This is a genomic window from Clostridium sp. AF34-10BH (assembly GCF_003478095.1).
GTDB classification, from domain to species: Bacteria; Bacillota; Clostridia; order Lachnospirales; family Lachnospiraceae; genus Acetatifactor; species Acetatifactor acetigignens.
This window is the reverse complement of record NZ_QUEC01000003.1, coordinates 160,151-184,905: the sequence shown is the minus strand read 5'-3', so window position 1 is coordinate 184,905 and position 24,755 is coordinate 160,151. Positions and strand designations below refer to the sequence as shown.

Annotated in this window: 29 protein-coding genes; 24 read left to right on the top strand and 5 right to left on the bottom strand. The window is 46.3% G+C overall.

Annotation, left to right across the window (positions count from 1 at the left end; genetic code table 11):
• Positions 1 to 49: 49 nt before the first annotated feature.
• Positions 50 to 499 (top strand): very short patch repair endonuclease, encoded by a 450-nt coding sequence (locus tag DWZ61_RS03950; protein WP_118537468.1) that lies wholly within the window; start codon positions 50 to 52, stop codon positions 497 to 499.
• Positions 500 to 1,474: 975 nt separating this feature from the next.
• On the opposite strand, the gene DWZ61_RS03940 is transcribed toward DWZ61_RS03950, so the two are convergent.
• The 3 genes from DWZ61_RS03940 to DWZ61_RS03930 form a co-directional block, all read right to left on the bottom strand.
• Positions 1,475 to 3,085: an IS66 family transposase gene (locus DWZ61_RS03940; protein WP_118537466.1), complete on the bottom strand. Its 1,611-nt coding sequence runs from the start codon at positions 3,083 to 3,085 to the stop codon at positions 1,475 to 1,477.
• Positions 3,086 to 3,205: 120 nt separating this feature from the next.
• Entirely contained in the window at positions 3,206 to 3,547 is a 342-nt protein-coding gene (tnpB, locus tag DWZ61_RS03935) for an IS66 family insertion sequence element accessory protein TnpB (RefSeq protein WP_118537465.1), read from the bottom strand.
• Entirely contained in the window at positions 3,541 to 3,933 is a 393-nt protein-coding gene (locus tag DWZ61_RS03930; protein ID WP_118537464.1) for a transposase, read from the bottom strand. The genes tnpB and DWZ61_RS03930 overlap by 7 nt, the downstream gene beginning before the upstream one ends.
• Positions 3,934 to 4,064: 131 nt before the next feature.
• On the opposite strand from DWZ61_RS03930, the gene DWZ61_RS20355 reads away from it, so the two are divergent.
• The 19 genes from DWZ61_RS20355 (at position 4,065) to DWZ61_RS19570 (ending at position 15,342) form a co-directional block, all read left to right on the top strand.
• Positions 4,065 to 4,187 (top strand): hypothetical protein, encoded by a 123-nt coding sequence (locus DWZ61_RS20355; protein ID WP_279220472.1) that lies wholly within the window; start codon positions 4,065 to 4,067, stop codon positions 4,185 to 4,187.
• Between the two features lie 18 nt (positions 4,188 to 4,205).
• On the top strand, positions 4,206 to 5,747 hold the full coding sequence (locus tag DWZ61_RS03925) for a bacteriophage abortive infection AbiH family protein (protein ID WP_118537463.1): 1,542 nt from the start codon (positions 4,206 to 4,208) through the stop codon (positions 5,745 to 5,747).
• Positions 5,748 to 5,953: 206 nt separating this feature from the next.
• On the top strand, positions 5,954 to 6,295 hold the full coding sequence (locus tag DWZ61_RS03920; protein WP_118537462.1) for an arsenate reductase family protein: 342 nt from the start codon (positions 5,954 to 5,956) through the stop codon (positions 6,293 to 6,295).
• 22 nt (positions 6,296 to 6,317) lie between these two features.
• The gene (locus DWZ61_RS03915) at positions 6,318 to 6,728 is read left to right on the top strand and encodes a peptide deformylase (protein ID WP_118537514.1); all 411 of its coding nucleotides are present in this window, start codon (positions 6,318 to 6,320) and stop codon (positions 6,726 to 6,728) included.
• Between the two features lie 98 nt (positions 6,729 to 6,826).
• Positions 6,827 to 7,069, top strand: a complete 243-nt coding sequence (locus tag DWZ61_RS03910; protein WP_243026346.1) for a helix-turn-helix transcriptional regulator — start codon at positions 6,827 to 6,829, stop codon at positions 7,067 to 7,069.
• Entirely contained in the window at positions 7,053 to 7,217 is a 165-nt protein-coding gene (locus tag DWZ61_RS20090; RefSeq protein WP_243026345.1) for a HipA N-terminal domain-containing protein, read from the top strand. Before DWZ61_RS03910 ends, DWZ61_RS20090 begins: the two co-directional genes overlap by 17 nt.
• The gene (locus DWZ61_RS03905; protein WP_243026352.1) at positions 7,150 to 7,629 is read left to right on the top strand and encodes a HipA domain-containing protein; all 480 of its coding nucleotides are present in this window, start codon (positions 7,150 to 7,152) and stop codon (positions 7,627 to 7,629) included. Before DWZ61_RS20090 ends, DWZ61_RS03905 begins: the two co-directional genes overlap by 68 nt.
• 8 nt (positions 7,630 to 7,637) lie before the next feature.
• Positions 7,638 to 9,737, top strand: a complete 2,100-nt coding sequence (gene recQ / locus DWZ61_RS03900; RefSeq protein WP_118537460.1) for a DNA helicase RecQ — start codon at positions 7,638 to 7,640, stop codon at positions 9,735 to 9,737.
• Between the two features lie 148 nt (positions 9,738 to 9,885).
• Positions 9,886 to 10,071, top strand: coding sequence for a hypothetical protein (locus DWZ61_RS03895; RefSeq protein WP_118537459.1), 186 nt, complete (start codon positions 9,886 to 9,888; stop codon positions 10,069 to 10,071).
• Complete coding sequence (locus tag DWZ61_RS03890; RefSeq protein ID WP_118537458.1) at positions 10,068 to 10,367, top strand: cyclic-phosphate processing receiver domain-containing protein; 300 nt, start codon at positions 10,068 to 10,070, stop codon at positions 10,365 to 10,367. Before DWZ61_RS03895 ends, DWZ61_RS03890 begins: the two co-directional genes overlap by 4 nt.
• A 119-nt stretch (positions 10,368 to 10,486) precedes the next feature.
• Positions 10,487 to 10,756 carry a helix-turn-helix transcriptional regulator gene (locus tag DWZ61_RS03885; protein ID WP_172594696.1) on the top strand — a complete coding sequence of 90 codons (270 nt, stop codon included), beginning with the start codon at positions 10,487 to 10,489 and terminating at the stop codon, positions 10,754 to 10,756.
• A 36-nt stretch (positions 10,757 to 10,792) separates the two neighbouring features.
• Positions 10,793 to 10,993 (top strand): hypothetical protein, encoded by a 201-nt coding sequence (locus tag DWZ61_RS20085; RefSeq protein ID WP_243026344.1) that lies wholly within the window; start codon positions 10,793 to 10,795, stop codon positions 10,991 to 10,993.
• Between the two features lie 47 nt (positions 10,994 to 11,040).
• On the top strand, positions 11,041 to 11,250 hold the full coding sequence (locus DWZ61_RS20080) for a hypothetical protein (protein ID WP_243026343.1): 210 nt from the start codon (positions 11,041 to 11,043) through the stop codon (positions 11,248 to 11,250).
• 157 nt (positions 11,251 to 11,407) lie between these two features.
• Positions 11,408 to 12,274 (top strand): TIGR02452 family protein, encoded by an 867-nt coding sequence (locus DWZ61_RS03875; RefSeq protein WP_118537456.1) that lies wholly within the window; start codon positions 11,408 to 11,410, stop codon positions 12,272 to 12,274.
• 60 nt (positions 12,275 to 12,334) lie between these two features.
• Complete coding sequence (locus DWZ61_RS20075) at positions 12,335 to 12,724, top strand: hypothetical protein (protein ID WP_243026342.1); 390 nt, start codon at positions 12,335 to 12,337, stop codon at positions 12,722 to 12,724.
• A 60-nt stretch (positions 12,725 to 12,784) separates the two neighbouring features.
• Positions 12,785 to 13,912, top strand: a complete 1,128-nt coding sequence (locus tag DWZ61_RS03870; protein WP_243026341.1) for a GGDEF domain-containing protein — start codon at positions 12,785 to 12,787, stop codon at positions 13,910 to 13,912.
• Positions 13,913 to 14,031: 119 nt separating this feature from the next.
• Positions 14,032 to 14,598: a biotin transporter BioY gene (locus tag DWZ61_RS03865; RefSeq protein ID WP_022152695.1), complete on the top strand. Its 567-nt coding sequence runs from the start codon at positions 14,032 to 14,034 to the stop codon at positions 14,596 to 14,598.
• Between the two features lie 14 nt (positions 14,599 to 14,612).
• On the top strand, positions 14,613 to 15,002 hold the full coding sequence (locus DWZ61_RS03860; RefSeq protein ID WP_022312953.1) for a DUF1284 domain-containing protein: 390 nt from the start codon (positions 14,613 to 14,615) through the stop codon (positions 15,000 to 15,002).
• A 169-nt stretch (positions 15,003 to 15,171) separates the two neighbouring features.
• Positions 15,172 to 15,342, top strand: a complete 171-nt coding sequence (locus DWZ61_RS19570; RefSeq protein WP_022312954.1) for a hypothetical protein — start codon at positions 15,172 to 15,174, stop codon at positions 15,340 to 15,342.
• Between the two features lie 100 nt (positions 15,343 to 15,442).
• Here the strand turns inward: DWZ61_RS19570 and DWZ61_RS03855 are convergent, their stop codons facing one another.
• Both DWZ61_RS03855 and DWZ61_RS03850 read right to left on the bottom strand, forming a co-directional pair.
• The gene (locus DWZ61_RS03855; RefSeq protein WP_118537455.1) at positions 15,443 to 16,360 is read right to left on the bottom strand and encodes a calcium/sodium antiporter; all 918 of its coding nucleotides are present in this window, start codon (positions 16,358 to 16,360) and stop codon (positions 15,443 to 15,445) included.
• Positions 16,361 to 16,644: 284 nt separating this feature from the next.
• Positions 16,645 to 17,751 carry an endonuclease/exonuclease/phosphatase family protein gene (locus DWZ61_RS03850; RefSeq protein WP_118537454.1) on the bottom strand — a complete coding sequence of 369 codons (1,107 nt, stop codon included), beginning with the start codon at positions 17,749 to 17,751 and terminating at the stop codon, positions 16,645 to 16,647.
• Positions 17,752 to 18,178: 427 nt separating this feature from the next.
• Between DWZ61_RS03850 and DWZ61_RS03845 the strand changes: the two genes are divergently transcribed.
• The 4 genes from DWZ61_RS03845 to DWZ61_RS03830 all read left to right on the top strand — a co-directional run bounded on the left by DWZ61_RS03845 (position 18,179) and on the right by DWZ61_RS03830 (position 24,703).
• Positions 18,179 to 19,930: an IS1634 family transposase gene (locus DWZ61_RS03845; RefSeq protein WP_118537453.1), complete on the top strand. Its 1,752-nt coding sequence runs from the start codon at positions 18,179 to 18,181 to the stop codon at positions 19,928 to 19,930.
• 241 nt (positions 19,931 to 20,171) lie between these two features.
• Positions 20,172 to 21,386: an enolase C-terminal domain-like protein gene (locus DWZ61_RS03840; protein ID WP_118537452.1), complete on the top strand. Its 1,215-nt coding sequence runs from the start codon at positions 20,172 to 20,174 to the stop codon at positions 21,384 to 21,386.
• Between the two features lie 31 nt (positions 21,387 to 21,417).
• Positions 21,418 to 23,133 (top strand): histidine kinase, encoded by a 1,716-nt coding sequence (locus DWZ61_RS03835; RefSeq protein ID WP_118537451.1) that lies wholly within the window; start codon positions 21,418 to 21,420, stop codon positions 23,131 to 23,133.
• A complete protein-coding gene (locus DWZ61_RS03830) occupies positions 23,102 to 24,703 on the top strand; it encodes a helix-turn-helix domain-containing protein (protein WP_172594697.1) in 1,602 nt (533 codons plus the stop codon). Before DWZ61_RS03835 ends, DWZ61_RS03830 begins: the two co-directional genes overlap by 32 nt.
• The last annotated feature ends 52 nt before the right edge of the window (positions 24,704 to 24,755 follow it).

The window sequence follows — 24,755 nt, the reverse complement described above, 5'->3', positions numbered from 1 at the left end:
TAGAAATAAAACTTGACACAGTTGACATTTGTTCATTGGGAGTGTTGTTATGACGGACGTATTAACACCAGAACAGCGCAAAAAGAATATGCAGCATATCAAGTCGAATGATACAAAAATAGAGGTTATTCTTAGAAAAGCCTTGTGGGCGAGAGGATATCGGTACCGCAAAAATTACAAAGAGCTTCCAGGAAAGCCGGACATTGTATTAACCAAGTATAAGATTGCTGTTTTCTGCGATGGAGAATTTTTCCATGGAAAAGATTGGGAAGTTTTGAAACCGCGGTTAGAAAAAAGCAATAACAGTGACTTCTGGATCAGCAAAATATCTAGAAACCGTGAGAGGGATGACGAAATCAATAAGGAATTATTATTTCTCGGATGGACTGTGATTCGGTTCTGGGGCAATGAAATAAAGAAAGACACGGATGCTTGCATAAGGGTAATTGAAGAAACAATTTTTGATGAGAAGATGAGAGCATGTGAAGAACACGATTAGACAAAGAGAAGGGGGTTAGAAGCTAATATGACAAACTTTTTTTGAATGCTGTCTACAGGAGCTAAGCCGGCACCCTGGATATGGATAGGCGGAACGAAGGAAGTTAGGACTCTCCGAAAGTGTGAGATGATCCTGGTAGACACGGGAGGTACGTCGCCGTAGAAGTAAGGGCATACACAAGGCCATGTAAAGCGAAAAAGGAAGACGTTTTATTTTGTATACCCTATAATTCTACTTTTGTACCAGATACGGAAAAATATCCATTCCTATGGCTTATTCTGCTGAGAGTAACCCATAAAAATTTCCTTGATTTTAAAGGAAAAACACTTGATTATATAGGGAGGGAGATTTTTTATTATTAATATAGTTAAGAAACAAGGAGAACTATGCATGGAAGAAGACTGTATGGTAAAGAACCTAAAATATATAATCAACATATTTCACGGTTCTACTTGAAGATTTTTTGAAAACAACAGCATTAGAGTATCATTATAAATGAAATTTTACATACAGAAAATTTATTACAGAATACAGCAAAATATATATATTTACTTATGCATTTTATATATGAGAGGTGTTAGGGGGACGAAAATCACTGACAAGTTTCTTGGTTATAATTGTAAGAGTAAAAACATAAGAAAAATTTTAAATGTACATGGAAAAATTAAGGAAATGTTAAATTATGCGATGGTTGTTTGGTGATTACGTATGATCATCTAGAAATGCCATTTTTGGCCAGCCGTTGTTCGACTGTAGTATCTGCTCGTTTATTCCGATACTGTTGGATGGTGTTTATCCGGTTAGAACTGCGGTCAGTGTGAGGCAAATGATTGATGCGCTTTAAATTGCTCTAAAAATTAATATTTTTTGGACCTTTTAGGGTGTATCATAAAAGTAAGCGCCAAATAATCCAACGGTAGCTATAAATTTGCCCCAACTCATTTTGAGTTGGAACACTTTACTACAAATTCATTCTCATATTTTTAGAGTTTGGAGTTTTTCGCTCCAGGGTGCCAGTTCTGCAAGCTGCTCATCACTCCAGGTTTCATCCGGCCTTTGCTCCAAAACATAGCTGAGGTAACCGTAGATATTTAAGTTGTGTGCCTTCGCCATCTCCACCATCGTGTATGTAATGGCACTGGCCTGTGCACCTTCCACAGAGTCACTGAACAGCCAGTTCTTGCGACCGACCGTGAACGGCTGGATGGTATTTTCACTGAGGTTATTGGTGAAGCTGCAGCGTCCGTCTTCCAGATAAGTCATGGAAGTCTCCCGACGGTTCTTCACATAGGTCAGCGCCTTGTCCAGGCGAGTGTTACGGGTGGGATTCTGACTGTCGACCCACGCCCAAAAGGCCTCGAGAACCGGCTTTTCCTTCTCGAGACTCATCTGTTTGCGTTTTTCATAATCCGTCCCGCATTTGCTGGTAATGGTGCTTTCCAGTCTTGCCAGACGGTCGCAGTAGTGGACACCCTGTACTGCCGGCTGGTTGTAATCCAGCTGTTTTCCTTTCGGAATGGCATCCACGAAGTATCTGCGGATATGTGCCCAGCAGGAACAGCGCTTTATGCCGGACACTTTATTGTAGCCCTGGTAGCCATCGGTTTCCAGATAACCCTGAAAGCCATCCAGGAAGTCTGCCGCATTGTTTCCGCTTCTTGTCGGAGTGTATCCGTATAGAAGAATGACAGGCTGACCATCTTCCCCGGTGCGGAACAGCCACATGAATGACTGGCTTTCAGCACTCCGCCCGGGTTCCTTCAGGACCTGTACCCGGGTCTCGTCTGCCATGAGGAACTCCCTCTGTAGAAGCTGACGATGGAAGTAATCGTACAGTGGACGGAAATAATGTTCCGCACTGTAGATGATCCAGTTTGCAAGGGTCGTACGGCTGATGGCTGCCCCGTATTCCTTCCAGTCCTTCTCCTGACGGTAAAGTGGCATGCCGTTCGCATACTTCTGGTAGATCGTCCATGCAACTGTAGAAAGGGAAGCAGGACCTTTCCCAATGAGTGCCGGTGCTGCTTTGGATTTGATGATCACAGCTTTTTCGGTATCACCTTTTCCATCCTTGCAGTTGGGACAGCCATAGCTTTCCGTATAGTACTCATAGATCTCACATCTGGCAGGTGTGAATACCAGCTCCCTGCGGACGTATTCTTCCCCGATGCGTTCCATGGGTGTACCGCATACCGGACAGATCTTATCTTCCTTTGCCAGAGGTATCACCTGTTTATGTACCGTAAGACCTTTGAAAAGTTCTGCATGGGTCGCCTTTTTCTTTCTGGGGCTGGGTTCCTCAATGCAGTCTTCTTCCGGAAGGGAAGGGTCCTGTTCTGCCTCTGCCTCGTTGAACAGATTGAGCTGTCCCGGGATGTCAGAGTGTGTCTTTTCACTGGAGGTGCCGAAAAGCTTCTTCGTCAGATAGTCCACCTGTTCCTGCAGCACTGCTTCATGGGCAGTCTTTTCATCAATGACTGTTCTGAGGGAACGGATCAGCTCTGTCTGTTCAGCCATCATTGTCTTCAGTTGTGAAACGGTATCCATCAGCTCTCGCAGCTGAATGTCCTTTGCACTGGAAGCCATGCTTTTTCTCCTTGGTTCTGATACCTTTATTATACCAGAAAAAGCAGTTTTCCTAAAGGATAATCACCCCTGAAAAATGCTGAAAATATGCTGTTTACAGGCATTTTTCTGTGCATGTTTTTATTCCGGTTTCAGAGCCTTTGGCTGGTCGATATCGATACCGGACATGAGCCAGTCAAACTCTCTCCAGGTCAGATTTCTGACTTCGGACTGTTTCCTTGGCCACTGGTATCCTCCATGTACCGTCAGCTTTTTATAGATCAGTACAAAACCGTCAGCATCACGGAACAGGGCTTTGATCCGGTCTCTGCGCCTGCCGCAGAACAGAAACAGCGCACTGGATGCCGGATCCAGTTTCAGCTGATCTTCCACCACGGCACAGAGGCCGTCAATGGATTTGCGCATATCGGTATAGCCGCAGACAATGTAGATCCGTTCCAGTCCGGAGATATCGCCTAACATACAACTGCCTTCAGGATCTGCAGGGTTCGGGACAGCAGTTCCGGATCCGTCTTATCAGAGACCCGGATCGTAGCAGAGCCAAGAATTATCTCTAAAGTATGGTAAGTATCAGGGAACGGATCGTTGTATTGCAGCGAAAAGTGTTCCGGTATGATATCAATGGGAACCACATCCAGTCTGGGACGGGGATTCTCAGAATGACCATAAGCTGGTTCCGGGATCTGAGCTGATTCCTTGCGAAGCTGTTTTATCCAGTAATAAAAGGTGCTGACAGCGATGCCGTGCTCACGACACCAGTCGATATCTGTCATGCCGCTGGAGCGGCATTCATTGATAAGTTTCAGCTGTTCCTCTTTGGGAACACGGGGTTTACGGATATTTGCCATGATGTTGTCCTCCATAATTGTAGTTGTTGTAGTGAAATAGTCTAACTATAATTATGGATTTAGAGGTGGTTCTGGGCTAGCCGCGGGAATATTTGGCGCTTACTCATAAAAAGTTAGTCAAGGCGTAAAATTTGACATTTACTTTTTTTGAGGCGGAAGCCGCCAGGTGGCTGACGAAGGAAGAACTGGATTCCGTACAGTGGCTTCCGGCGGATGTGACACTGATTGATAAGATCAAAAGCTGTATGTCTTGAGGATAAGAAGAATTATATATGACCAACGAAGAATTTCAAAGCAGTCAAAATTTTGAAGAGAATCTGAAAGAATGGAATCTGTTATCTCTGGAAGAGATGGGGGAATCTGTTAAGGAGGGTTCTCTTTATGTGATTGGCAACGGATTTGATATGCTACATGGCGTCAGATCCAGCTATTACGATTTCAGCAGGACTCTGGGAAAAAGAAGTACGGTCCGGTTTTATCTGGAAAAATATCTGAAAACCGATGACCTGTGGGCGGATTTTGAAGGGGCATTGGGGAAAATCAACATAGAGGCTATGTGTCAGCCGTATATCATAGATAATTTTCTGGACATAAATGGGGCATACGATGAGGATGCAGGTGCGGCCGAGATCTATATGTCCGCAGAAATGGTGGTGGAGCCGATTATTTCCATGTCAACGGAATTAATGGACCGGTTCCGTAAATGGATCGGCAGTCTGCATACCAATACGAATGACAGACCGTTATGCAATGTGATCAAAGACGGGAAAGTATTAAATTTTAATTATACGGGATTCGTGGAAGATTTGTATGGCGCGGATGCCGGGAATATTTGCTATATCCATGGCTGTCGGAAGAAGACCGGAAGGGGACGGCAAAGGTTGATTCTGGGGCATATTCCGGGAGCTAATGATGCGGCCTATGAATTTGAAGATGATTACTCTGCAGTCGATAATCTGGATGAGCATGCCCAGCTATTATACGATGTGCAGCAGATCGCTTTGCAGATGGTCGTGGAGGCTGATGATACATTGACGAAAAAATGTAAGGAGATCATTCAGAGCAATCAGCCTTTTTTTGATGGATTAGCGGATATCCGGCAGATAGTCACCATAGGGCATTCGCTGTATCCGGTGGACTGGGATTATTTTGCAGAGATCATAAAGTGTAATAAAGACAGGAACCGGATGCAATGGTTCTTTGGCTGTTATGGAACCGGAGATCTGGAGCGGGTACAGACTTTTATCAATACCTTTGGGATAAATAAAGATCAAGTCATGATTTTTCGGACGGATACGATTCCTGTAACATTATTGGCGGATAATAAGGGGGAAAAGCCCAAGGCAAATGTTAAGCATCGGAAGGTACTGGCTTCCTCTGAGGATGGAAAGTGGCAGGTTGTCCGCGAGGGCAGGAAGGTCAATATTATTGATAGAACAGCAAACAGTTGCAGCTGTTCCAGAATGTTTTTGACATACATGAGCGGGGCTGTTTTTGACTGCAGCGGTATGGTGTTAGTTTTGGTGGCAAGAGGACTGAGGGCCGGGGTATTTTTATTTCGGTTCGCCAACGGAGAGTGGCAATATAGAGGGGAATTGGAACCTATTCCACATCAGGGAGTGATTACCAAACGCTTGCAAAAAATATTATTGAGGGGCAATCGGCTGGTCTTCGTATATAACAGCAGAATCCGAAAATATGATGTCGAAACGGGGAAACTGGTATATAATAAGGCCGTAAGGCATGCTTTCGAGACGGAAGGCGAAGACTTGACGCAAAAGTTTAAAAGAATATACAGAACAGGTTTTTATTAAGTTTTTCTGGAATAAAAGTGTGAATTTCAGGAGTATGGAGATGGCATTATGACCCACGAACAATTTGAACAGGCAGCTCAATACTGGAACAAAAAGGAAAAGATCACCATGCCGGAGGGGACGCAGACAAGATTGCAACATTAGATGATCCGGAAGTAATGAATGCAATGCAGGAGAAGTATGGAATAAGATAGCAGGAGATTCAAATGAACATCCAGATTTTTGGCACAAAAAAGTGCAACGATACAAAGAAGGCCGAGCGTTTTTTCAAGGAGCGCGGCATCAAATACCAATTCATCGACATGAAGGAAAAAGGCATGAGCAAGGGAGAGTTTACTTCCGTTGCGCAGGCGAACGGCGGCCTGGAGAACATGGTCAACTGGGAAGGGAAGGATCAGGACACCTTGGCGCTTATTAAGTACATTGCGGAAGAGGACAAGCTGGCAAAGGTGTTGGAGAATCCATCGGTGATCCGCACACCGATTGTCAGAAACGGAAAACAGTCTACGATTGGTTACTGCCCGGAGGTATGGAAGGGCTGGAACTGAGGAAACGTGAAGGAATATGACGATGATTAGAACAATTATGAGAGACCCGATGTTTCTTGCACAGAAATCCGAGAATGCCATGGAGGCGGACGCACAGGTAGTGACAGATCTGCTGGATACTCTGAGAGCGAATCTGGATCATTGTGTCGGAATGGCGGCAAATATGATAGGGGTTCGGAAAAATATTATTGCAGTGGCAGCAGGCCCGTTTCAGTTTGCCATGATCAATCCGGTGATCACGAAAAAGCTGCGTCCGTACCAGACAGAGGAAGGATGTCTGTCACTGGAAGGTGTGAGACCCTGCACGAGATACGAAGAGATTGAAGTGGATTACCTGGATAGCAATTTCAGGAAACAGCATGGCAAATACACCGGCTGGACAGCCCAGATCATCCAGCATGAAGTAGATCACTGCAACGGAATCGTTATATAAAAGGGATAATATTTTATCTATTTCTTGCTATTTTGATGGAAAATGGATAAAATATTAGCATGGTTAATTTATATCAAAAAACATGGGCAGAAATAAATATGGAACTTGCAAAGCGAATAGTACAGCTTCGAAAGAGAAAGAAAATTTCCCAAAAGGAATTTGCGGTCAGATCAGGTGTAAGTCTCGGATCGTTGAAGCGTTTTGAGCAGACCGGAGAGATTTCACTGCAGTCTTTTACAAAACTTGCAATAGCTCTTGGAGTGGAGGGAGAGCTGGAAGCTTTATTTGAGGAGGTACCATTTGATTCCATAGAGGAGATACTTCATGGACAGACTGAATAAGCTGGATGTATATTATCATGACCGGAAGGTCGGAACAATGGCATTATATCAAAACCGGCTTGCGGCGTTTGCGTATAGTGATGAATGGTTACAGGAGGGATTCTCGATCAGCCCATTTTCTCTTCCTTTCGGCAGCGGCAATTCTTGAGACGTCTCACAGAATTCCCAATCTGGACTATGATATTCTTATGAAACTAACTCTTCAGCTTACGAAATCCATGGAGGAGTGCGAGAAACTTTACCGTCTTATGTGTTTCAATGTTTTCGCACATAACAGAGATGATCATTCCAAGAATTTTTCCTATATATACAGGGATAGGGAGAAGCGATGGATACTTTCTCCAGCATATGATCTCACGTATTCCAATTCTATTGGTGGAGAGCATGCAACAACAGTAAATGGAAATGGTGTAGATCCTGGAATGGAGGATCTTCTTTCGGTAGCGAAAAAGATAGGCATTGGAATGGCAAAGGCAAGAAAAACGGCAGCAAAGATTCAGGAATGTGTGCATGAACGATTGCGGGACTATTTATCCGATACGGAAATAGAAAATGATTGAGAGGTTTAATGAATAAAAATACATTAGAGACCTTAAAAAAATACTTTGGCTATGCGTCCTTCCGGGAAGGGCAGGAGCGCATTGTGAATACGATCCTGAGTGGGCGGGATGCTCTGGCGATTATGCCCACCGGTGCGGGCAAGTCCATCTGTTACCAGCTGCCGGCATTGATGCTGCCGGGGATTACGATTGTGGTCTCCCCGCTGATCTCGTTGATGCAGGATCAGGTAAAAGCATTGAATGCGGCAGGAATCCGGGCTGCATATATCAATTCCTCCCTTACGGAATCGCAGATTTCCAAGGCATTGAATTATGCGGCACAAGGGGCATATAAGATTGTCTACGTGGCACCGGAGCGATTGGAAACATGGGAGTTTGGGCAGTTTGCAGCAAGAGCAGAGATTTCCATGGTCACGGTGGATGAAGCTCATTGTATTTCCCAATGGGGACAGGATTTCCGCCCAAGCTATCTGAAGATAGTTGACTTTGTGAACAGACTGGAGCCCCGGCCGATCCTCAGTGCATTTACAGCTACGGCTACGGAAGAAGTCAAGGAGGATATTGTCTGTGTCTTAGGACTGCAGAACCCGGAGATCGTTGTGACGGGATTTGACAGGGAAAACCTGTATTACAGGGTCGAAAGTATTCGGAAGAAAGATAATTTTATCATAGAATATGTGGAAAAGCATGCGGAGGAGAGTGGGATCATCTATTGTGCCACAAGAAAGAATGTGGACGAAGTGTATGAACTTCTGTGGAAGAGAGGGGTTCCGGTAGCAAAATACCATGCGGGAATGGACACAGAGGCAAGGAAGAAAAGTCAGGAGGATTTTATCTATGACAGACTTCCGGTGATCGTGGCCACGAATGCCTTTGGTATGGGAATCGATAAATCCAATGTCCGATATGTCATTCACTACAATATGCCCCAGAGTATGGAGAATTACTATCAGGAGGCCGGGCGTGCCGGAAGAGATGGGGAGCCTCCTCAATGCATTTTGCTGTTCTCGGCCAGGGATGTTATGATCGATAAGTTTCTGTTGGAACATAAGGATTTCTCGGAAGTTCCACCGGAGGATATCGAGCCGATCCGGCAGAGGGATGCCAGACGCCTTCAGATCATGGAGGGATATTGCCAGACCACTTCCTGTTTTAGAAATTATATTCTCACCTACTTCGGAGAAAAGGTGACGTCCCCCTGTGATAACTGTGGAAACTGCCATAGAGAGTATCACGAGGTGGATATGACTGCGGAGGCAAAGGCGGTACTCGATTGCGTCAGCGAGACGAAGGGAAGATACGGGCAGGCGGTAGTCGTCGGGACACTGTTGGGAGCGAACAGGGCACGGCTGAAAGAACTGGGGACGATACATTACAAATCTTACGGAAGTCTTAAAGATCTGGGCGAAAAAGAAATCAAGTCGCTGATCCATCAGATGATCGTGGAGGGATATTTATATCAGACAGACGACCAGTACAGTGTCCTGAAAATCGGCAACAAGACCTTAGCAGAGCTTGAAAATGCCACAATTTTGGTGAAAATGTATGAGGAAAAAGAACCTTCCCGTAGACAGCAGAGAGGCAGCAGACGTAGAAACACAGATATGCTTACCGGGGAGGGTTTTGAATTGTTTGAACTTCTGCGGGGACTACGGCTTGAGATCGCGAGAGAAGAGGCAGTGCCTCCCTACATTATATTCAGTGATAAAACGTTAATAGATATGTGTGTAAAATTGCCCGAAGACCGCGGAACCATGTTGGACGTATCCGGTGTGGGACAGGCAAAATATGAGAAATATGGACAGCGTTTTCTTACAGCAATCAGGGAATACCGGGAGAAACAAGGAGACATGGAGATCTGTGAGACGGCAGAAGAGGCTGCAGGATTACCAGAAGCAGAATCGCAGAAAGGTACCTTCGATCGCACAGAATATAACCGAGCCCACAATAGACCGGAGGGAGCCAGCCGCACCTGGGATGCTGCGGAAGACGAGGAACTTAAGCGGGAATTTGGTTTCGGGATGAAAATAGCAGAAATTGCAAGACAGCATGACAGGACCTATGGTGCCATACGGGCCCGGTTGAAAAAGCAGGGGATGATAGAATAACTCCTGTAAACTTTACCTGAAACAGTATTTCTTTCCATGCAGTATGCTAATATTATCCTACAGCAAGGAGAGAGCAAGAGAGCCCATAGGATGAGGAACAAAAATGTAGGTATGTGAAGTGATTTGTCCTTCCTGCAGCCATCGTTTCATGTGGATGGATGTCGAAGAGGGACCGACGATCAAAAAATACCGGTCTGTAGAGACCGGAGAGACATTCCATACGGCGGTATGCCCTCAGTGCGGGAAACGCGTGATATTGTTACCGGACAGGATACGCGCAGTGTTGCCCGGAACGGAAGATAACCTGGAAATGATGTGGGAGAGAGGACTATGAAACTATGGCTGGATGACCTTCGCCCGGTGCCCTACGGGTACGAAGGTGCAAGATCGGTAAACGAGGCAAAACAGTTGATCCCGGAAGCGGAGCACAATGGGATCGAAATAGAGGCTCTGGATCTGGATCATGATCTGGGAGATTATGCGGATCAGGGCGGCGATGCCATCCGGCTGCTGGACTGGCTGGCAGAACGTGAGACCTTTTATCCGGTGGAGATCCATACGGCCAACCCGGTGGGGAGAGCCAACATGGAGAGGATTCTGGCCAGATACTGGGGAGAACAGTACTGGTAGGAAATTTTGTGATAATTTAACCAACGGTTAATAGGCAAAAGAGATTCTTTGTGTTATAGTAAAAGTCTACGGAAAGACTGATATGCAACTGGATGCTGTACGGCATCGGAAGGAGGCGTATGATGGAAAGACCGCATTTTGACATTGTGGCCAGCGGCGCACGGATGAGAGCAATCCGTCAGGAGCGGAAGATCTCCGTGAAGCAGGTCATGGAATACATGGGATTTGAATCCACGCAGGCCGTGTATAAATGGGAAGCCGGAAAGTGCTTTCCCCAGGCCGACAATTTGATTGCTTTAGCTATTTTGTATCGTGTAAGCCCGATGGAGCTTTTGGTAGAAGAGGACCTGGTGCCCTCTTCTAGTCATATCTGGGGAAATGTCGCATAGTGCGGAATGGAAGAGAAGGTGCACAGGGAGAGCAGTATGATTTACATAACGGGAGATACCCACGGGGATTTCACAAGATTTTCCGCGAAAAGATTACGGAGAACCGGTATGGAACTGACAATAGAAGATTACATCATTATCTGCGGAGATTTTGGACTGTGCTGGGCGAAGGATAAAACCTTTGAGTATTATTGTAAAAATTTTGCGGAGAAGCCCTACACGATTCTGTGGGTATAGGGGAACCATGAGAATTATGATATGATCGGGGAATATCCGCTGGAAGAATGGCATGGCGGGAAAGCTGGTGGCCTCAGGAGCTGCCGACAGAAGGAGAATTACAGGAGGGGCTGCGTAATCTGGAGCGGTATCACTATGAGGTAGATTATGTGATCACTCACTGTTGTGGCAGCTCGCTGCAGGAACGGCTCAATGCCGGGACGGGGCGCTCCGGCGCACCGGATCTGCTGACAGATTATCTGGAGACTTTGGAATAGAAGCTGCATTATCAGCATTGGTATTTTGGACATTATCATCGGGACTGTCAGCCGGATGACAGGCACACTCTGGTATACTATGCGATACTGCCGTTGGAACAGAAGGAAAATGCGAATGCGGTGCCGGTACCGGGACAGATGGGAGGAGAAACGGATCATGGCAAGAGATGAGAATGTAAAAATTTTTCAGGATACAGAAAAACGGGTAAAGGAAGATCCGGGACTGCAGGAGGCAGTGAAGCGCTCTGTGGCAGAACAGGTGCTGATCCCGGAGATGATGGAAGTCATGGATCTGATGCCGGAGCTTATACAGAATCGTGACAGATATGAGCAGGATGCGGAAATTATAGTGTCGAAGAAGCGAAGCTATGAAGCGGCTGCGGGATATCCGGGAGAACGGGTGTGTGTGCACAATTTTGCATCAGCGACGAATCCCGGAGGCGGCGTGACCAAGGGAAGCTCTGCCCAGGAGGAATGCCTGTGCCGTTGTTCCACCCTGTATTTTTGTCTGAATACGAAGGAAATGTGGGCAGGCTTTTATTCTCCACACAGATATGCGCAGGATCCGATCCACAATGATGACTGCATCTATACGCCGGAAGTCATTGTATTCAAATCCGATACTGCGTCACCGTCACCACTTCCGGAAAAAGACTGGTACTCCGTTAATGTGATCACCTGTGCAGCACCGAATCTGCGTCTGCTCCCGGCCAATGGGATGAATCCCGGAGACGGTAATAAGACCGTGAAGATGACGAGAGCGCAGCAACAGGCTCTGCATGAGAAACGTCTGACCAGGATCCTGGATGTGGCTGTGGCGGGAGGCAATGAAGTGGTTATTCTGGGAGCGTTCGGATGCGGAGCTTTTGAGAATGATCCGGAGGCTGTGGCAGCTGCGTTTTCCAATGTGATCGCTCGTTACAGAAGGTGTTTCAAGACGATAGAGCTGGCCATTTATTGTTCCCCCCGGGATGAGCAAAATTACAATATTTTCAAACATGAGATATCCACGAGACTGTGTTGACAAATGACAAGAAAACTAGTACTATGGTACTAGATAGTACGTTGGATATTGAGGGAAGTAATGGAGAAGGAACAGGGAAAGCTTATTATAATTGTATCAGTCGTATTTGCCATGGTGCTTCTGTGCATGATCTGCACCTCAGACAGTGTGCCGGAGGTAAAGTCATTACAGGAGTGTACGCCGGACGCAGTCAGCGTCTTGGATGACGGCAGGGAGCTGTACGATTTTAAATTGGATCAAAACGATGATGAGACGAACTCGATCGTGTTTTATTCGACACATCAGGAGATTGTGGTGTATGCAGATGGGAAGCTGATCTATCAGCTGAATGCTGTACCCGGCATATGGGGAAATACTCCGGGCTGGACCTGGAATATTGTCAGGTTTTCAAGTAATGTGAGCAGCTTGCAGGTACAGTTCACCCCTTGTTATCCGGAAACGGCAGGCTAGCAGAAGACGTTTTATATCGGTGGCGGCTATAATAGCTATCGTTGGGTGATGCGCCGGGCAATGCCTGCCTTTCTCGTCAGCATGATGGTGATACTGGTAGGATTGTATATTAGTATTTATTGGATCGTTATCCGCTGCGGAAGCCGGATCGACGGAACCTTATTGTATCTGGGTATTTTTTCGATCCTGCTGGGAACATGGTCGGCCAATGAGACGGATGTGGCAACGCTGCTCCTGACCAACAGGCAGGGATGCTCTTATCTGGCATTTGCTACGCTCATGCTGTTGCCGATGTCCTTTATCCTGTTTGTGAAGAGCTTTCTGGAGATCAGGGATGACCGGTTTTGTAGAATTATCTGTAATGCTAATCTGGCATTGATCGTCCTGACGCATATACTGAATGCAACAGAGATATATGAGTTCCGGAGAAGCCTGTGGATGACGCATGCGTTGATTATTCTGATGATTCTATACCTGCTGGTGGTCATCTGTAGCAAAATTGCCAGAAGGCAGCTGGATCAGAGGCTGAAGGCATGTGTAGGGGCACTGCTGCTTGTATTTTTTGCTACCATTGTAGATGTGAGTGGTTATTATAAAACCAGCAATGATGTAGGTGTCTTTGGCAGAATCTCTTTCTTGATCTTTATTGTGGTGCTGGGAATAGAATCCGCCAGACAGACGGTTGCCCGGCTGAAAAAAGGTCGCAGGGTGGAGGAGCTGGAACAGTTTGCCCTGAATGATTCCATGACCGGCATGTACAATCGAAATGCTTATGATTATTTTGTGAAAAATGAGAAGGATTTTGAAGGGTATGTCATAGTGACCTTTGACCTGAATAATCTTAAGCAGTGTAACGATCAATATGGCCATAGGGTAGGGGATGAGTATATTATCAACGCGGCACATATCATAGAGGACAATTTTGAACGCTATGGGAAATGTTATCGCATTGGCGGAGATGAATTCTGCTGTATCATTCCGAAGGGAAGATATTTTAAGATAGAACGTGTGATGCATAAGATCGATCAGGATGTAGAGATCTTGAATCATAAGAACATCATTCCCGTTCCTGTGGGAATTGCCTATGGGTATGCTGTATTCACGGCGGATGATACGGATCCGGAGAAGGTGCGTGAGCGTGCAGATGAGGATATGTACCGGAATAAGAAGGCGATGAAGCAGTCCTGACCAGAGAATCTACTCGATTGTTAACCATATTATAAAAAGGTTGACAATTGAAAAACACCATGCTATTCTAACAGAGGTTTTTACAAAAGACATCTGACAGAAAGGCATGGTTTTTTATTATGACAACACAGACAACAACTCGTAGCAAGACTTATGACATGGTGTACATTGCGGTATTTGCGGTTCTGATCGCGATCTGCTCCTGGATCTCCATCCCGATGACGGTTCCTTTTACGTTACAGACTTTTGCGGTATTCCTGGCAGTCGGCGTACTGGGCGGTAAGAGAGGAAGCCTTGCGGTATTGATCTATATTTTACTGGGTGCAGTAGGAATTCCCGTATTTGCCGGTTTCTCCGGTGGTATCGGTCAGTTACTGGGCAACACAGGCGGTTACATTATCGGATTTTTATTCTCTGCACTGCTGATGTGGCTGATCGAGAAGCTGTTCGGACGTAAGACATGGGTGCTGGGTATCTCCATGGTACTGGGTCTGATCGTGTGCTATGCTATCGGAACGGTGTGGTTCATGGTTGTATATGCGCAGAATTCCGGAGCTGTCGGTCTGGCTACCGTACTGGGCTGGTGTGTAATTCCTTTCATCATTCCGGATCTGGTGAAGATCGCACTGGCACTGACACTGAGCAAGAGACTGTCTAAGGCTCTGAAGCTGAACGGACAGGAATAAAGGATACACCGGATATGGAAGTAACAACAACTTACCGGATCCGTCCGCACCACGGCATGTGCCTGTATTTTTTCGAAGGGAAGGGATACAGTGAAGGGTTCACTAAGCATATGGCGGAGGTGAAGGAATGGCTTCTGGGGAAAAACGGACCGGCATCCCTGCAGCTGGTCGGAGCGACGGATGAGATCTGCAGCGCCTGCCCCCATAATAAGGGTGGCAGCTGCGAGTCTGCGGAGAAGGTAGACCGGTATGATGCGGGTGTATTGAAATACACCGGATTAAAGGCAGGGCAGGAAATGACTTTTGCGGAATTTGAGCGGATTGTGGAAGAGAAGATTCTGCAGCCGGGATATGGCAAGGTCATCTGTGGCGACTGCCAGTGGAGAGATATCTGCCACAAATAATGAAGAGCATTCCCATGCGGGAGTGCTCTTTTGTATTACATGAGATCTGAATTCAGTGATTATATGTTGATTAAACGTGAAGAGTCGGATATAATAAAATCGGAATGTGTGAGAATACCGTTGAACATATTAGACCGGATTTGATTTTAAGGTAAGGAGGATGTAGGCTATGGAAGTATTGGCTCAAGGGAACAGACATATTGTCGATTCGGATAGCAAAGTAGATAATAATGTAGTTCGCCAAAAAGTAATGGATAGCTATCAAGATATGTTGAGCGGAAAAGGTAGAGATTACAAAGTTTTTTTCGCAGAGTTGGAAAGCAGGTATAACGGAAAATAATGTATAAAGTGCAAATTCTTCCCAAGGCGGAAGAGGATATTAGCACGAAAAAGCGCACCTCCCCCAGGTGCGCTTTTTGTGTGCGTCTATAGCCGCACTGTTACCTCACGAAGAGGTAAGCCGTATATGCAACATACAGAAGCACGCACGCAGCCCCCTCACTGCGGGTCATGCGTCTGCCGGTACGGGCGAATACGAAGAGCAGAATGGCACTGCCAAGGAGCAGTACGGTGTCGATGACGGACTCTCCGAGGACATGCAGAGGGCTGATCACCGCGGACATTCCGAGGATAAACAGGATGTTGAACAGGTTGGAGCCGATGGCATTGCCCAGCGCCAGCCCGCTGTCTCCCTTTTTCGTGGCAACGATGGAGGTCACCAGCTCAGGCAGGGAGGTGCCGATGGCGATAATGGTCAGTCCGATGAAATTCTGGCTGACACCAAAATTCGTAGCTATGATGCAGGCTTTATCTACTACCAGATCCCCACCGAAGATAACGGCAGCGAGACCTCCGGCAATATACAAAAGGCTGCGGGGAAGAGAGAGGATCTTGCCGGGTTCGCCCTCTTCTCTGTTTTTCCGGGCAGAATAGATCATAAATCCCAGATATACGATCATGCCAAGCAGCAGGACTGCACCCTCAATGCGGCTTAAGCTGCCATCTAAAAACATCAGACATAATACGACGGTTACCAGGATATTTAACGGCATATCCCGCTTCAGGATCTCTCCGTGGGGCATAAAGCTGTGCAGGAATGCGCAGATACCTACCACCACCAGCCCGTTGAAGATATTCGAGCCGACGACATTACTGATGGCGATATCATTACTGCCAGCCAGGGCAGCATTGATGCTGACGGAAGCCTCCGGCGCGCTGGTGCCCATGGCCACGATGGTCAGTCCGATGATGACGCTGGGGACCTTCAGGATCCCCGCCAGGGAGGAGCTTCCCTCCACGAAAAAGTCTGCACCTTTGATCAGAAGTATAAATCCTACGAGTAACAATATGTATTCCATAAGCTGTCCTTTCCTGCAGCAAGCGTCTGTATTCTTAGAAAAAAGTATAAAAATAGAGACTTTTACCGCATCAAAAATGATCGATAAAAGTCTCGTTGCTTACAATAATAACCGGTCCGACGGACGTGATGACGATTATCATTCCGGACAGCTGCCTGTATCATTCGATTACCATTCCAGGCTACCATTCTATCAGAAACCATCCGGGAACTACTCCCTCTTAACTGTGCCCTCATTCTACAAAAAAGGACAAGCACTGTCAACAGACTTTGTAAATCTTGACACTATTTTAACATGAACTCCACCTTCACGGGATCATGGTCGGAGTAGGAATAGCCGGTGTTTACATTCTCGTAGGACAGGCACTCGATATTGTCGGAGATAATGAATCCGTCCAGTGTCACAGTATAAGTAACACCCGGAACATATTCCATATCTGCATTACGGGCGCTGTTCCAAAGGGCTGCCTGCTCCTCTTCGGTCAACAGATCCAGACAGAAGGTAAAATGTTCTGGAAGATCACTTCTGGGAAAAGGAAATGCCCAGGACTCACAGCTCTCCGCATCCTCTTCGGAAGCCTTCAGGTCGTGGTTAAAGTCGCCGCCGCAGAGCACATAATTGCCGGCTTCGTATTCTTTTGCCATATCATTGCACAGCATCTCAATCTGTCCCTTGCGGATCTCATCGCTGTTGCCGTAAGCGGACATATGCAGATTGAAGATCACCAGCTTTTTCCCGTTGTCCACCGGGATCCGGGAGACACTGTAGCAACGGTCCAGATCGAAGAACTTGCTGAAGGAAGTGGATATGGGGAAGCTTCTGCGCAGGGCGGAAGACACCGGATATTTCGAGAACAGTCCGAGTCCTGCCCTGCTGCTGCCGTGGGGCTGTGTAAACGGATAGAACAGGAAGGCGGAATCATAATTCTGCGCAAATACAGTAGTATATTCCGGCAGAATGTTGCGCAGCATCTCGTACTCATCCGTATGATAGCTTCTGGTGGCATCCAGATCGATCTCCTGGATCAGTGCAAAATCCGGGTCTAATGACTTCACCAGCTCTCCCGCACCGTTTATGGCATACTGTACGGTCTCAGGGCTCTCCGCCCAGGAGGAGGTACCGCCGTCCATGAAGAAGCTATAATCCGGCAGATAAGCACCGAAACCGATGTTGTAGGTCACTGCGGAATATTCCGTATCCGTAGCCAGCACCGCAGCCGCACCTGTGGTGGTATCGTCGACCGGTGCCTCCACCACCAGTTCCTGATTGTCCTCGATCCTGTAATAACTGGCATAGAGGTAGACGATGTAAGCCAACAGTGCGAGGATGAGGATCCCCAGCACGATACACATGGTTTTTAATAACGTTTTACATAAATTTTTCTTTTTCATATCCTTATTTTAACAAGCCTTGCGGGAAATGGCAAATGTTAAAATTTCTATGAGAAATAGGCACTCGCATGCTGTTTTTGCATTTAATATACGAATGGGACTTGTACCTGTCATTATAGTGAATAATGTTTCAGTAATGTTGTAATAATGTTTATATAATGTCATATATTATTTAAAGTCCTTATCCTAGTGTATCATAGGCAGAAATGCAAATAAATTTTCACCTATGATGTAATTGTAATGTTGTTGTAATGTTTAGTAATGTTTGATATAGTTATCGGGAGTTTGACACTTCTTTTTTTTAGCGTTCTGATGTAAATCCTTTATTTAAGCCATTTATGGCTTATTTTTTTGTCAAATTTTATGATTTTATACGTGCTTTTTTGTACTGGTTATAGTTAGTTAGAATTAACTGGGAGGTTCACTTATGTATATCAATATTACAGGCAGTAAAGATAACAAGGATGTTTACATTACACAGTCCTACTGCAAAGACAACGGTAAAACTTCTTCCCGCATCTACAAAAAACTCGGAAAATACAATGATCTTCTGGCACGGTTTTCCGGAAACGAAGCCGCCATGATGGACTGGGCGAAAAAAGAAGCGAAAAAAACTCTGCTCTACAACCAACGCAGGGAAAAAGTTACGGTTTCCTTTTCCGCGCTTGCCCGTATCCCACTGGACGAAGAGCGGCTCTTCAACGTCGGCTATCTGTTCCTGCAGCAGCTCTGCACCGAACTGCGGCTCGACAACATCTGCAGAAATATCCGTAACCATCACAGGTTTACTTACGATTTCCATGCTATCCTTACGGATCTGATCTATGCAAGGATCCTTTCCCCTTCCAGCAAGCTCAGCAGTTTCTCTTACTGCCAGTCCCTTCTGGAAGCGCCAAAGTATTCCCTGCAGAATCTTTACCGTTCCCTTTCCGTTCTCGCAGAAGAATCGGATTACATTCAGGAAGAGCTTTACCAGAACTCCAACTTTGTCCATCCGCGTAACTCAAAAATTCTTTACTACGACTGCACCAACTATTATTTTGAGATTGAAGCGGAAGATGGCATGAAAAAGTATGGAAAAAGCAAGGAACACAGACCAAATCCTATCGTGACCATGGGACTTTTCATGGATGCAGACGGCATCCCCCTTTCCGTTGACCTATATCCCGGAAACCAGAACGAGCAGCTTACCCTGAAGCCTCTGGAGACGAAAGTGATCCGGGATTTTAACTGCAGCGAGTTTATCTTCTGCTCCGATGCCGGGCTTGGCAGTAAGGGCAACCGCTTTTTTAACAGCTTTGGAAACAGGTCTTATGTGATCACGTATTCCCTGAAAAAAATGAAAAAGGAAGAACGTGAACTGGCGCTCCTTCCAACACAGTTCAAGGTTCCGGGATCAGACAAGTTCATAGACATATCCACGCTGGATGAAACCGACCCCGAAGTATATAACACCGTTTATTACAAAGAATACCCCATTGTCACGGGAGATATGGACGAAACTGTTATCATCACCTACTCTCCGAAATACAAAGCATACCAGCAGAGAATCCGGGCCGGTCAGATTGAACGCGCCATCAGGATCATGCAGTCCCCGGATAAAGCCAGAAAAGGGAAAAATCCAAACGATCCTTCCCGTTTCATTCAAAAAACAGCAGTTACCAACGATGGTGAAATCGCACAGAAGCAGGTTTACCAGTTGGATGAGGAACGCATTCGTGAAGAGGCCATGTATGATGGTTTCTATGCTGTTGTAACAAACCTGGACGGTGATGTCCGAGAGATTATCAACATCAACAAACGCCGCTGGGAGATTGAAGAAAACTTCCGGATCATGAAAACAGAATTCGAAGCAAGACCTGTTTTTGTAAGGCGGGAAGACAGTATAAAAGCCCACTTTATAACCTGTTACATTAGCCTTCTGGTTTACCGTCTGCTGGAAAAGAAACTGGGAGAAGGATTCACCTGCAGCGAAATTTTGAAAGCCCTCCGGGAAATGAATGTAACCCTGCTGTCCAAAGACAGTGGCTACATTCCCTCCTACAAACGCACGAAACTGACAGACGCCCTGCACACAGCCTTCGGGTTCCGAACGGATTACGAATTCATCTCAAAGGCAGATATGCGGGCGATTATCAAAGAAACGAAACAGAAAAAAATAGCACAATTTCAAAAATAGTACATATCGATGCAAAAACCAAAACAGCCATACCACAGATAAACACTGGGGGGCATGGCTGTTTTTGGCTCTATAAAGTGTCAAAGATGGGATTTTAACAAGCCTTTCAGAAAATGGCAAATAGGAATATTTTATTTGTTATTTGTGTGGTCTTATGCTAAACTGATGCTGGACGATATTTGGCATCAAAGCTTATAAAAGGAATCATTTCGTATCGGAAAGATACAGAAGGAGGAATTTTATGAGTGAAATTGTAATCAGAGATGTGAAAACTTTTGTCACCGCCCCCAGGGGGATCAACCTGGTGGTTGTGAAGGTAGAAACATCGGAGCCGGAGCTGTACGGCTATGGCTGTGCCACTTTTACGTGGAGACACAAAGCGGTGGTAACCGCAGTGGAGGAGTATCTGAAGCCTCTGTTTGTGGGAAAAAACGTACAGAACATCCAGGAAATCTGGCAGTCTATGATGGGCAGCTCCTATTGGAGAAACAGTGCGGTATTGAACAACGCTATGTCCGGAGTAGATGAGGCATTGTGGGACATCAAGGGCAAACTGGCGGGAATGCCGGTCTATGATCTGCTCGGGGGAAAATGCAGAGAAGGAATTGCCCTGTACCGGCATGCCGACGGAAAAAACTGGGAAGAAGTCAGAGAATGTATTTATGGTTATGTGGAAGAGGGATATCGATATATTCGTTGTCACATGGGGCTCTATGGTGGTAACCTTGACAGCAGACAGGTGCTGGTAAAGCCGGAAAATGCACCGGAAGGCGCCTATTATAACCCGAGACTGTATATGCAGAGCGTTGTAGAGCTTATGGACAAGGTTCGAACGGAATTCGGATGGAATCTGGAGATCATGCATGATGTCCATGAGAGACTATCTCTGGCAGATACTCTGACATTTGCCAGAGAGATGGAAGCATTCAAATTGTTCTTCCTGGAGGATTGCGTGAGACCAGATCAGGGAGAATATCTTAGATATCTGAGAGAACAGACAAGTGTACCGCTGGCAATCGGGGAACTGTTCACTAACCAGACGGAATGGCGGACGATCATTCAGAACCAGTGGATCGACTTTATCCGGGTACACTTAAGTGATATCGGAGGCATCACTCCTGCTGTCAGACTGGCTCATTTTGCAGATGTATATCAGGTGCGTACTGCATGGCATGGTCCCAATGATCTGTCGCCGATCGGAATGGCGGCGCAGATGCACTTGGATCTTGCGATGCCTAATTTTGGTATTCAGGAATTCTCCGGCTTTGAGGATGCGGAGCGGGAAGTATTCCCCGGCTGTCCCGAAGTCCGGAACGGTTACGCTTATTTAAGCGGTGCGCCTGGAATCGGAACCGGATTTGATGAGAAATTAGCAAAAAAATATCCTGCAAACGAAAATGTGAATTTTGGCTGGCTGTTCAGCCGTCTGCCGGATGGCACGCCGGTCAGACCGTGATGAGAAGATAAAAGTATAAAATTATAAAGAAATGAAAAGAGTAAGAAAACGTTTAATGCTGACCGTATGCGCTATGGTACTGCCTCTTGCGGTGACGCTGATCATATATAATATTTATTCTATGACAGCGCTGAACCGGCAGGCTGCCCAGAGCGCAGCCGGTACCGGCTATATTTACGAACAGTTTTATGAGAAAGATATTAAAACGGTCGAGTCTTATATGATTTCGGAAATGGTGGGAAATGATTTCCGGAGACTCAATTATCCGTTGGAGTCATTACAGGCCTATCTGTGTGGGCAGAGCATTCTGGAAGATTTTACAAAATATCTGACTTCGGATGTGGATGGACTGGTGGCATTGGAATTCTATTCGGAGAGTAATGATCTGGTCCGGATCAAGCATGCCACAGGTACTCGCTATGAGCAGACCAAACAGTCCAGAATACGCCGGGCCGTATATGAGGAGATGAAGCAGGGGGAACTGAATAATGACTGGTATGTGATTCCGGTGGGGGATGATTATTTCCTGATCCGGATTCTGAAATACGGTTCTGTGTATGTCGGTGCGGTCATGGATTTTGACCAGTTTATGAAGCCCTCCGCGGAAGATGGGGGAAGCACGTCTTATCTGGTCTATGCAACGCAGGACGGACAGGCGTTGAATCAGGAAAATCTGCTGGAAGAAAAACAGATCGATCTGAAACAGAATTCCAAGGGCTATTACATTACGGGAAAAGGAATGGAACGATACCTTGTGGTGTATGAGCAGCTGCCTTATGGAGACCTGCTGCAGTATTACATCAGTCCCTATGGAAGCTTCTGGAGTTATATGGGAGCTTTGCAGTGGTTCCTGCTTTTTTGCAGCTTTATTTTTATTCTGCTGATCCCGATCTTGTATTTTTATATGTACCGTTTCTTCGTAGCACCCTTAGAGGGACTGAAGGCTACTATGGAAGAAATCGCCGAGGGTGACCTGAACGCTCATGCGGAGGAAAACAGCGATGTGGAGGAATTCCGCCTGATGGCGACCACCTTTAATCACATGATGGATCAGATCCAGAAGCTGAAGATCGATGCCTATGAGCAGGAGCGCAGGATTCAGAATGCTACGATTCAGTATTTACAGATTCAGATCCGCCCACACTTTTTCCTGAACTGCCTGAAGAATTTCTATGCGCTGGCGGAGCAGAAGGAATACCGCTCCATTCAGGAACTGACTCTGGCGCTGTCTTCTTATCTCAGAAAAGTGATCGCTTATGAGGAAGATACCATCAGTGTCCGGAAAGAGATGGAGAGCGTGGAATCCTACCTGAAACTGTCACAGCTGGGATTGTCCGTACCGGTGAATTACAGCATCGCCGTGGACGAAAAACTGGAAGAATTTCAGATCCTGCCGTTGTCGGTGCTGACTTTCGTGGAGAATGCAGTGAAATATGGTGTACAGTCCCAAAAAACACTGCTCATCAGTATCCGGGTATCGCTACTCCCTGGAGAGACGCCGGAGGATACGTATGTGTGTATTACGATTCTGGACAACGGTCCCGGTTTCCCGGAAGATGTGCTGCATGTTCTGAACAAGGGAGAATTCGCGGAAGAGAAGAGCTCGGGGATCGGTATTCAGAATGTCTGGAAACGTATGAAAATACGTTATGAGGAAAAAGCAACAATATTATACAGCAACTCGAACGGAGCTTGCGTGGAGATGTATTTACCCTATGGAAAAGATGAATGTATTAATAGTAGATGACCAGATCAATGTGGTAAGCGGTGTCATGTTTGGGGTGCATTGGGACCGTCTGGGGATTTCGCAGGTATACAAGGCATATAATGCCTATGAAGCAAAACAGGTACTGCTGGAGAAGCAGGTGGATATCATGCTGTGCGACATTGAAATGCCGGTGGAAAACGGGCTGAGCCTGTTGGCTTGGTGCAGAAAGCAGGAAATGGATGTGGAGACCATTTTTCTGACGGCACATGCGGACTTCCTGTATGCCAAGGAGGCCGTGGCGCTGGGGAGCTTTGACTATATTTTACAGCCAGCGAGATATGAAGAGATCGAGGATGCCGTCGGAAGAGCGGTGGAGAAGATCCGGATGAAACAGCGGGTCAACGAGGACTCCCGCTACGGACAGCTGCTGAAGAACAAAAAGGGATTTGTCCTGGGGGCAATGTTAGCGGATCTGTTCTCGGAGGAGAAGGATGACGTGGAAATAGCAATGCGGAACCTTGGAGAAATGGGGATCCGTGTGGCGGAAAATTCCAGACTGTGCCTGATGGATGTGGTTCGTTGGGGAAAGGGACTGGAGAACTGGGATCAGACGTTGTTATATGATACGATCTCCAATGTGCTGGAGGAACTGTTCTACCCTTACGCATGGAAAGCACTCCTTTGTCAGCAGGAAAAGGGAATCTATTATGTGCTTCTGTGCACTGACAGTGCGGCAGAGTTGAATGAAGAATCCATGTATCATCAGATGGAGCGTTTTCAGATCATGTTTCAGAAATTTTTCGATTGTGGCTTTGCCATATATTACGGCGCATTGGAGAATCGGCAGGCGGTCCGGGAGCTAGTGCGGGCCCTGAAAAAAGCCGACCAGAACAATGTGGGACGCAAAGAAGGAATCTACAATGTGCAGGAGAGTAAGCAGAAGGAACGGGAAGCCGAGGAACACTACTGCGGGAACTGGGTACAACTTCTGGAAAATGAACTGTACGATACCGTGGTAAAGGATGCTTCGGATACCTTACAGAGACTGGCGGCGGAGGATCAGCTGAATTCCAAAAATCTAATGCGGTTTTACCAGAAGATCATGGGTGTGATCTATCTGGTACTCCAGAAATTAAATATGGATATGGAGCAGTTGTTTCCGGAGGAAGAGACCATGCAGCGTGTCATGTCCGCCTATACATACACGGAAGATACGTTATGGCTGGTAAAATATGTAACGGCGAGACTACATGAACTGCGGAATACGGAGTCGGGGAAGGAGACTCAGATCGATGAGATATTCCAATACATCCGCAGCCACATGGATGAGGATATCAAGAGGGATGATATTGCCGATGCGGTGCACCTGAATGCCAATTATATTTCTGCGTTGTTTAAAAACAAAACGGGAATGTCATTAAAAGAATATATTATCTCAGAGAAAATGACGCTTGCCCGGAACATGGTCCGGGAGACGGCGTTACCCATCAGTGTGATCGCCATGAAAGTGGGATATACCAACTTTTCCCATTTTTCCCAGAGCTATAAGAAGATCAACGGGGTCTCACCTACGGAGGATCGGGAAGAGACTGGGCACACAACCGAATAGTTTTTCAAAATGTCACATTTTTTACAATAGAATGTGACATTTTTGATATTCT

Coding starts and splice junctions, on each gene's coding strand:
- DWZ61_RS03920 (WP_118537462.1), top strand. CDS start 5,954: ATGAACATCCAGATTTTTGGCACAAAAAAGTGCAACGATACAAAGAAG.
- DWZ61_RS20085 (WP_243026344.1), top strand. CDS start 10,793: ATGATTTACATAACGGGAGATACCCACGGGGATTTCACAAGATTTTCC.
- recQ (WP_118537460.1), top strand. CDS start 7,638: ATGAATAAAAATACATTAGAGACCTTAAAAAAATACTTTGGCTATGCG.
- DWZ61_RS03860 (WP_022312953.1), top strand. CDS start 14,613: ATGGAAGTAACAACAACTTACCGGATCCGTCCGCACCACGGCATGTGC.
- DWZ61_RS03885 (WP_172594696.1), top strand. CDS start 10,487: ATGATGGAAAGACCGCATTTTGACATTGTGGCCAGCGGCGCACGGATG.
- DWZ61_RS20080 (WP_243026343.1), top strand. CDS start 11,041: ATGGCATGGCGGGAAAGCTGGTGGCCTCAGGAGCTGCCGACAGAAGGA.
- DWZ61_RS03925 (WP_118537463.1), top strand. CDS start 4,206: ATGACCAACGAAGAATTTCAAAGCAGTCAAAATTTTGAAGAGAATCTG.
- DWZ61_RS03910 (WP_243026346.1), top strand. CDS start 6,827: ATGGAACTTGCAAAGCGAATAGTACAGCTTCGAAAGAGAAAGAAAATT.
- DWZ61_RS03835 (WP_118537451.1), top strand. CDS start 21,418: ATGAAAAGAGTAAGAAAACGTTTAATGCTGACCGTATGCGCTATGGTA.
- DWZ61_RS03840 (WP_118537452.1), top strand. CDS start 20,172: ATGAGTGAAATTGTAATCAGAGATGTGAAAACTTTTGTCACCGCCCCC.
- DWZ61_RS03890 (WP_118537458.1), top strand. CDS start 10,068: ATGAAACTATGGCTGGATGACCTTCGCCCGGTGCCCTACGGGTACGAA.
- DWZ61_RS03950 (WP_118537468.1), top strand. CDS start 50: ATGACGGACGTATTAACACCAGAACAGCGCAAAAAGAATATGCAGCAT.
- DWZ61_RS03865 (WP_022152695.1), top strand. CDS start 14,032: ATGACAACACAGACAACAACTCGTAGCAAGACTTATGACATGGTGTAC.
- DWZ61_RS03940 (WP_118537466.1), bottom strand. CDS start 3,085: ATGGCTTCCAGTGCAAAGGACATTCAGCTGCGAGAGCTGATGGATACC.
- DWZ61_RS03905 (WP_243026352.1), top strand. CDS start 7,150: ATGAATGGTTACAGGAGGGATTCTCGATCAGCCCATTTTCTCTTCCTT.
- DWZ61_RS20090 (WP_243026345.1), top strand. CDS start 7,053: ATGGACAGACTGAATAAGCTGGATGTATATTATCATGACCGGAAGGTC.
- DWZ61_RS19570 (WP_022312954.1), top strand. CDS start 15,172: ATGGAAGTATTGGCTCAAGGGAACAGACATATTGTCGATTCGGATAGC.
- DWZ61_RS03930 (WP_118537464.1), bottom strand. CDS start 3,933: ATGGCAAATATCCGTAAACCCCGTGTTCCCAAAGAGGAACAGCTGAAA.
- tnpB (WP_118537465.1), bottom strand. CDS start 3,547: ATGTTAGGCGATATCTCCGGACTGGAACGGATCTACATTGTCTGCGGC.
- DWZ61_RS03830 (WP_172594697.1), top strand. CDS start 23,102: ATGGAAAAGATGAATGTATTAATAGTAGATGACCAGATCAATGTGGTA.
- DWZ61_RS03855 (WP_118537455.1), bottom strand. CDS start 16,360: ATGGAATACATATTGTTACTCGTAGGATTTATACTTCTGATCAAAGGT.
- DWZ61_RS03870 (WP_243026341.1), top strand. CDS start 12,785: ATGCCTGCCTTTCTCGTCAGCATGATGGTGATACTGGTAGGATTGTAT.
- DWZ61_RS03850 (WP_118537454.1), bottom strand. CDS start 17,751: ATGAAAAAGAAAAATTTATGTAAAACGTTATTAAAAACCATGTGTATC.
- DWZ61_RS03915 (WP_118537514.1), top strand. CDS start 6,318: ATGATTAGAACAATTATGAGAGACCCGATGTTTCTTGCACAGAAATCC.
- DWZ61_RS20075 (WP_243026342.1), top strand. CDS start 12,335: ATGGAGAAGGAACAGGGAAAGCTTATTATAATTGTATCAGTCGTATTT.
- DWZ61_RS03845 (WP_118537453.1), top strand. CDS start 18,179: ATGTATATCAATATTACAGGCAGTAAAGATAACAAGGATGTTTACATT.
- DWZ61_RS03895 (WP_118537459.1), top strand. CDS start 9,886: ATGTGGATGGATGTCGAAGAGGGACCGACGATCAAAAAATACCGGTCT.
- DWZ61_RS03875 (WP_118537456.1), top strand. CDS start 11,408: ATGGCAAGAGATGAGAATGTAAAAATTTTTCAGGATACAGAAAAACGG.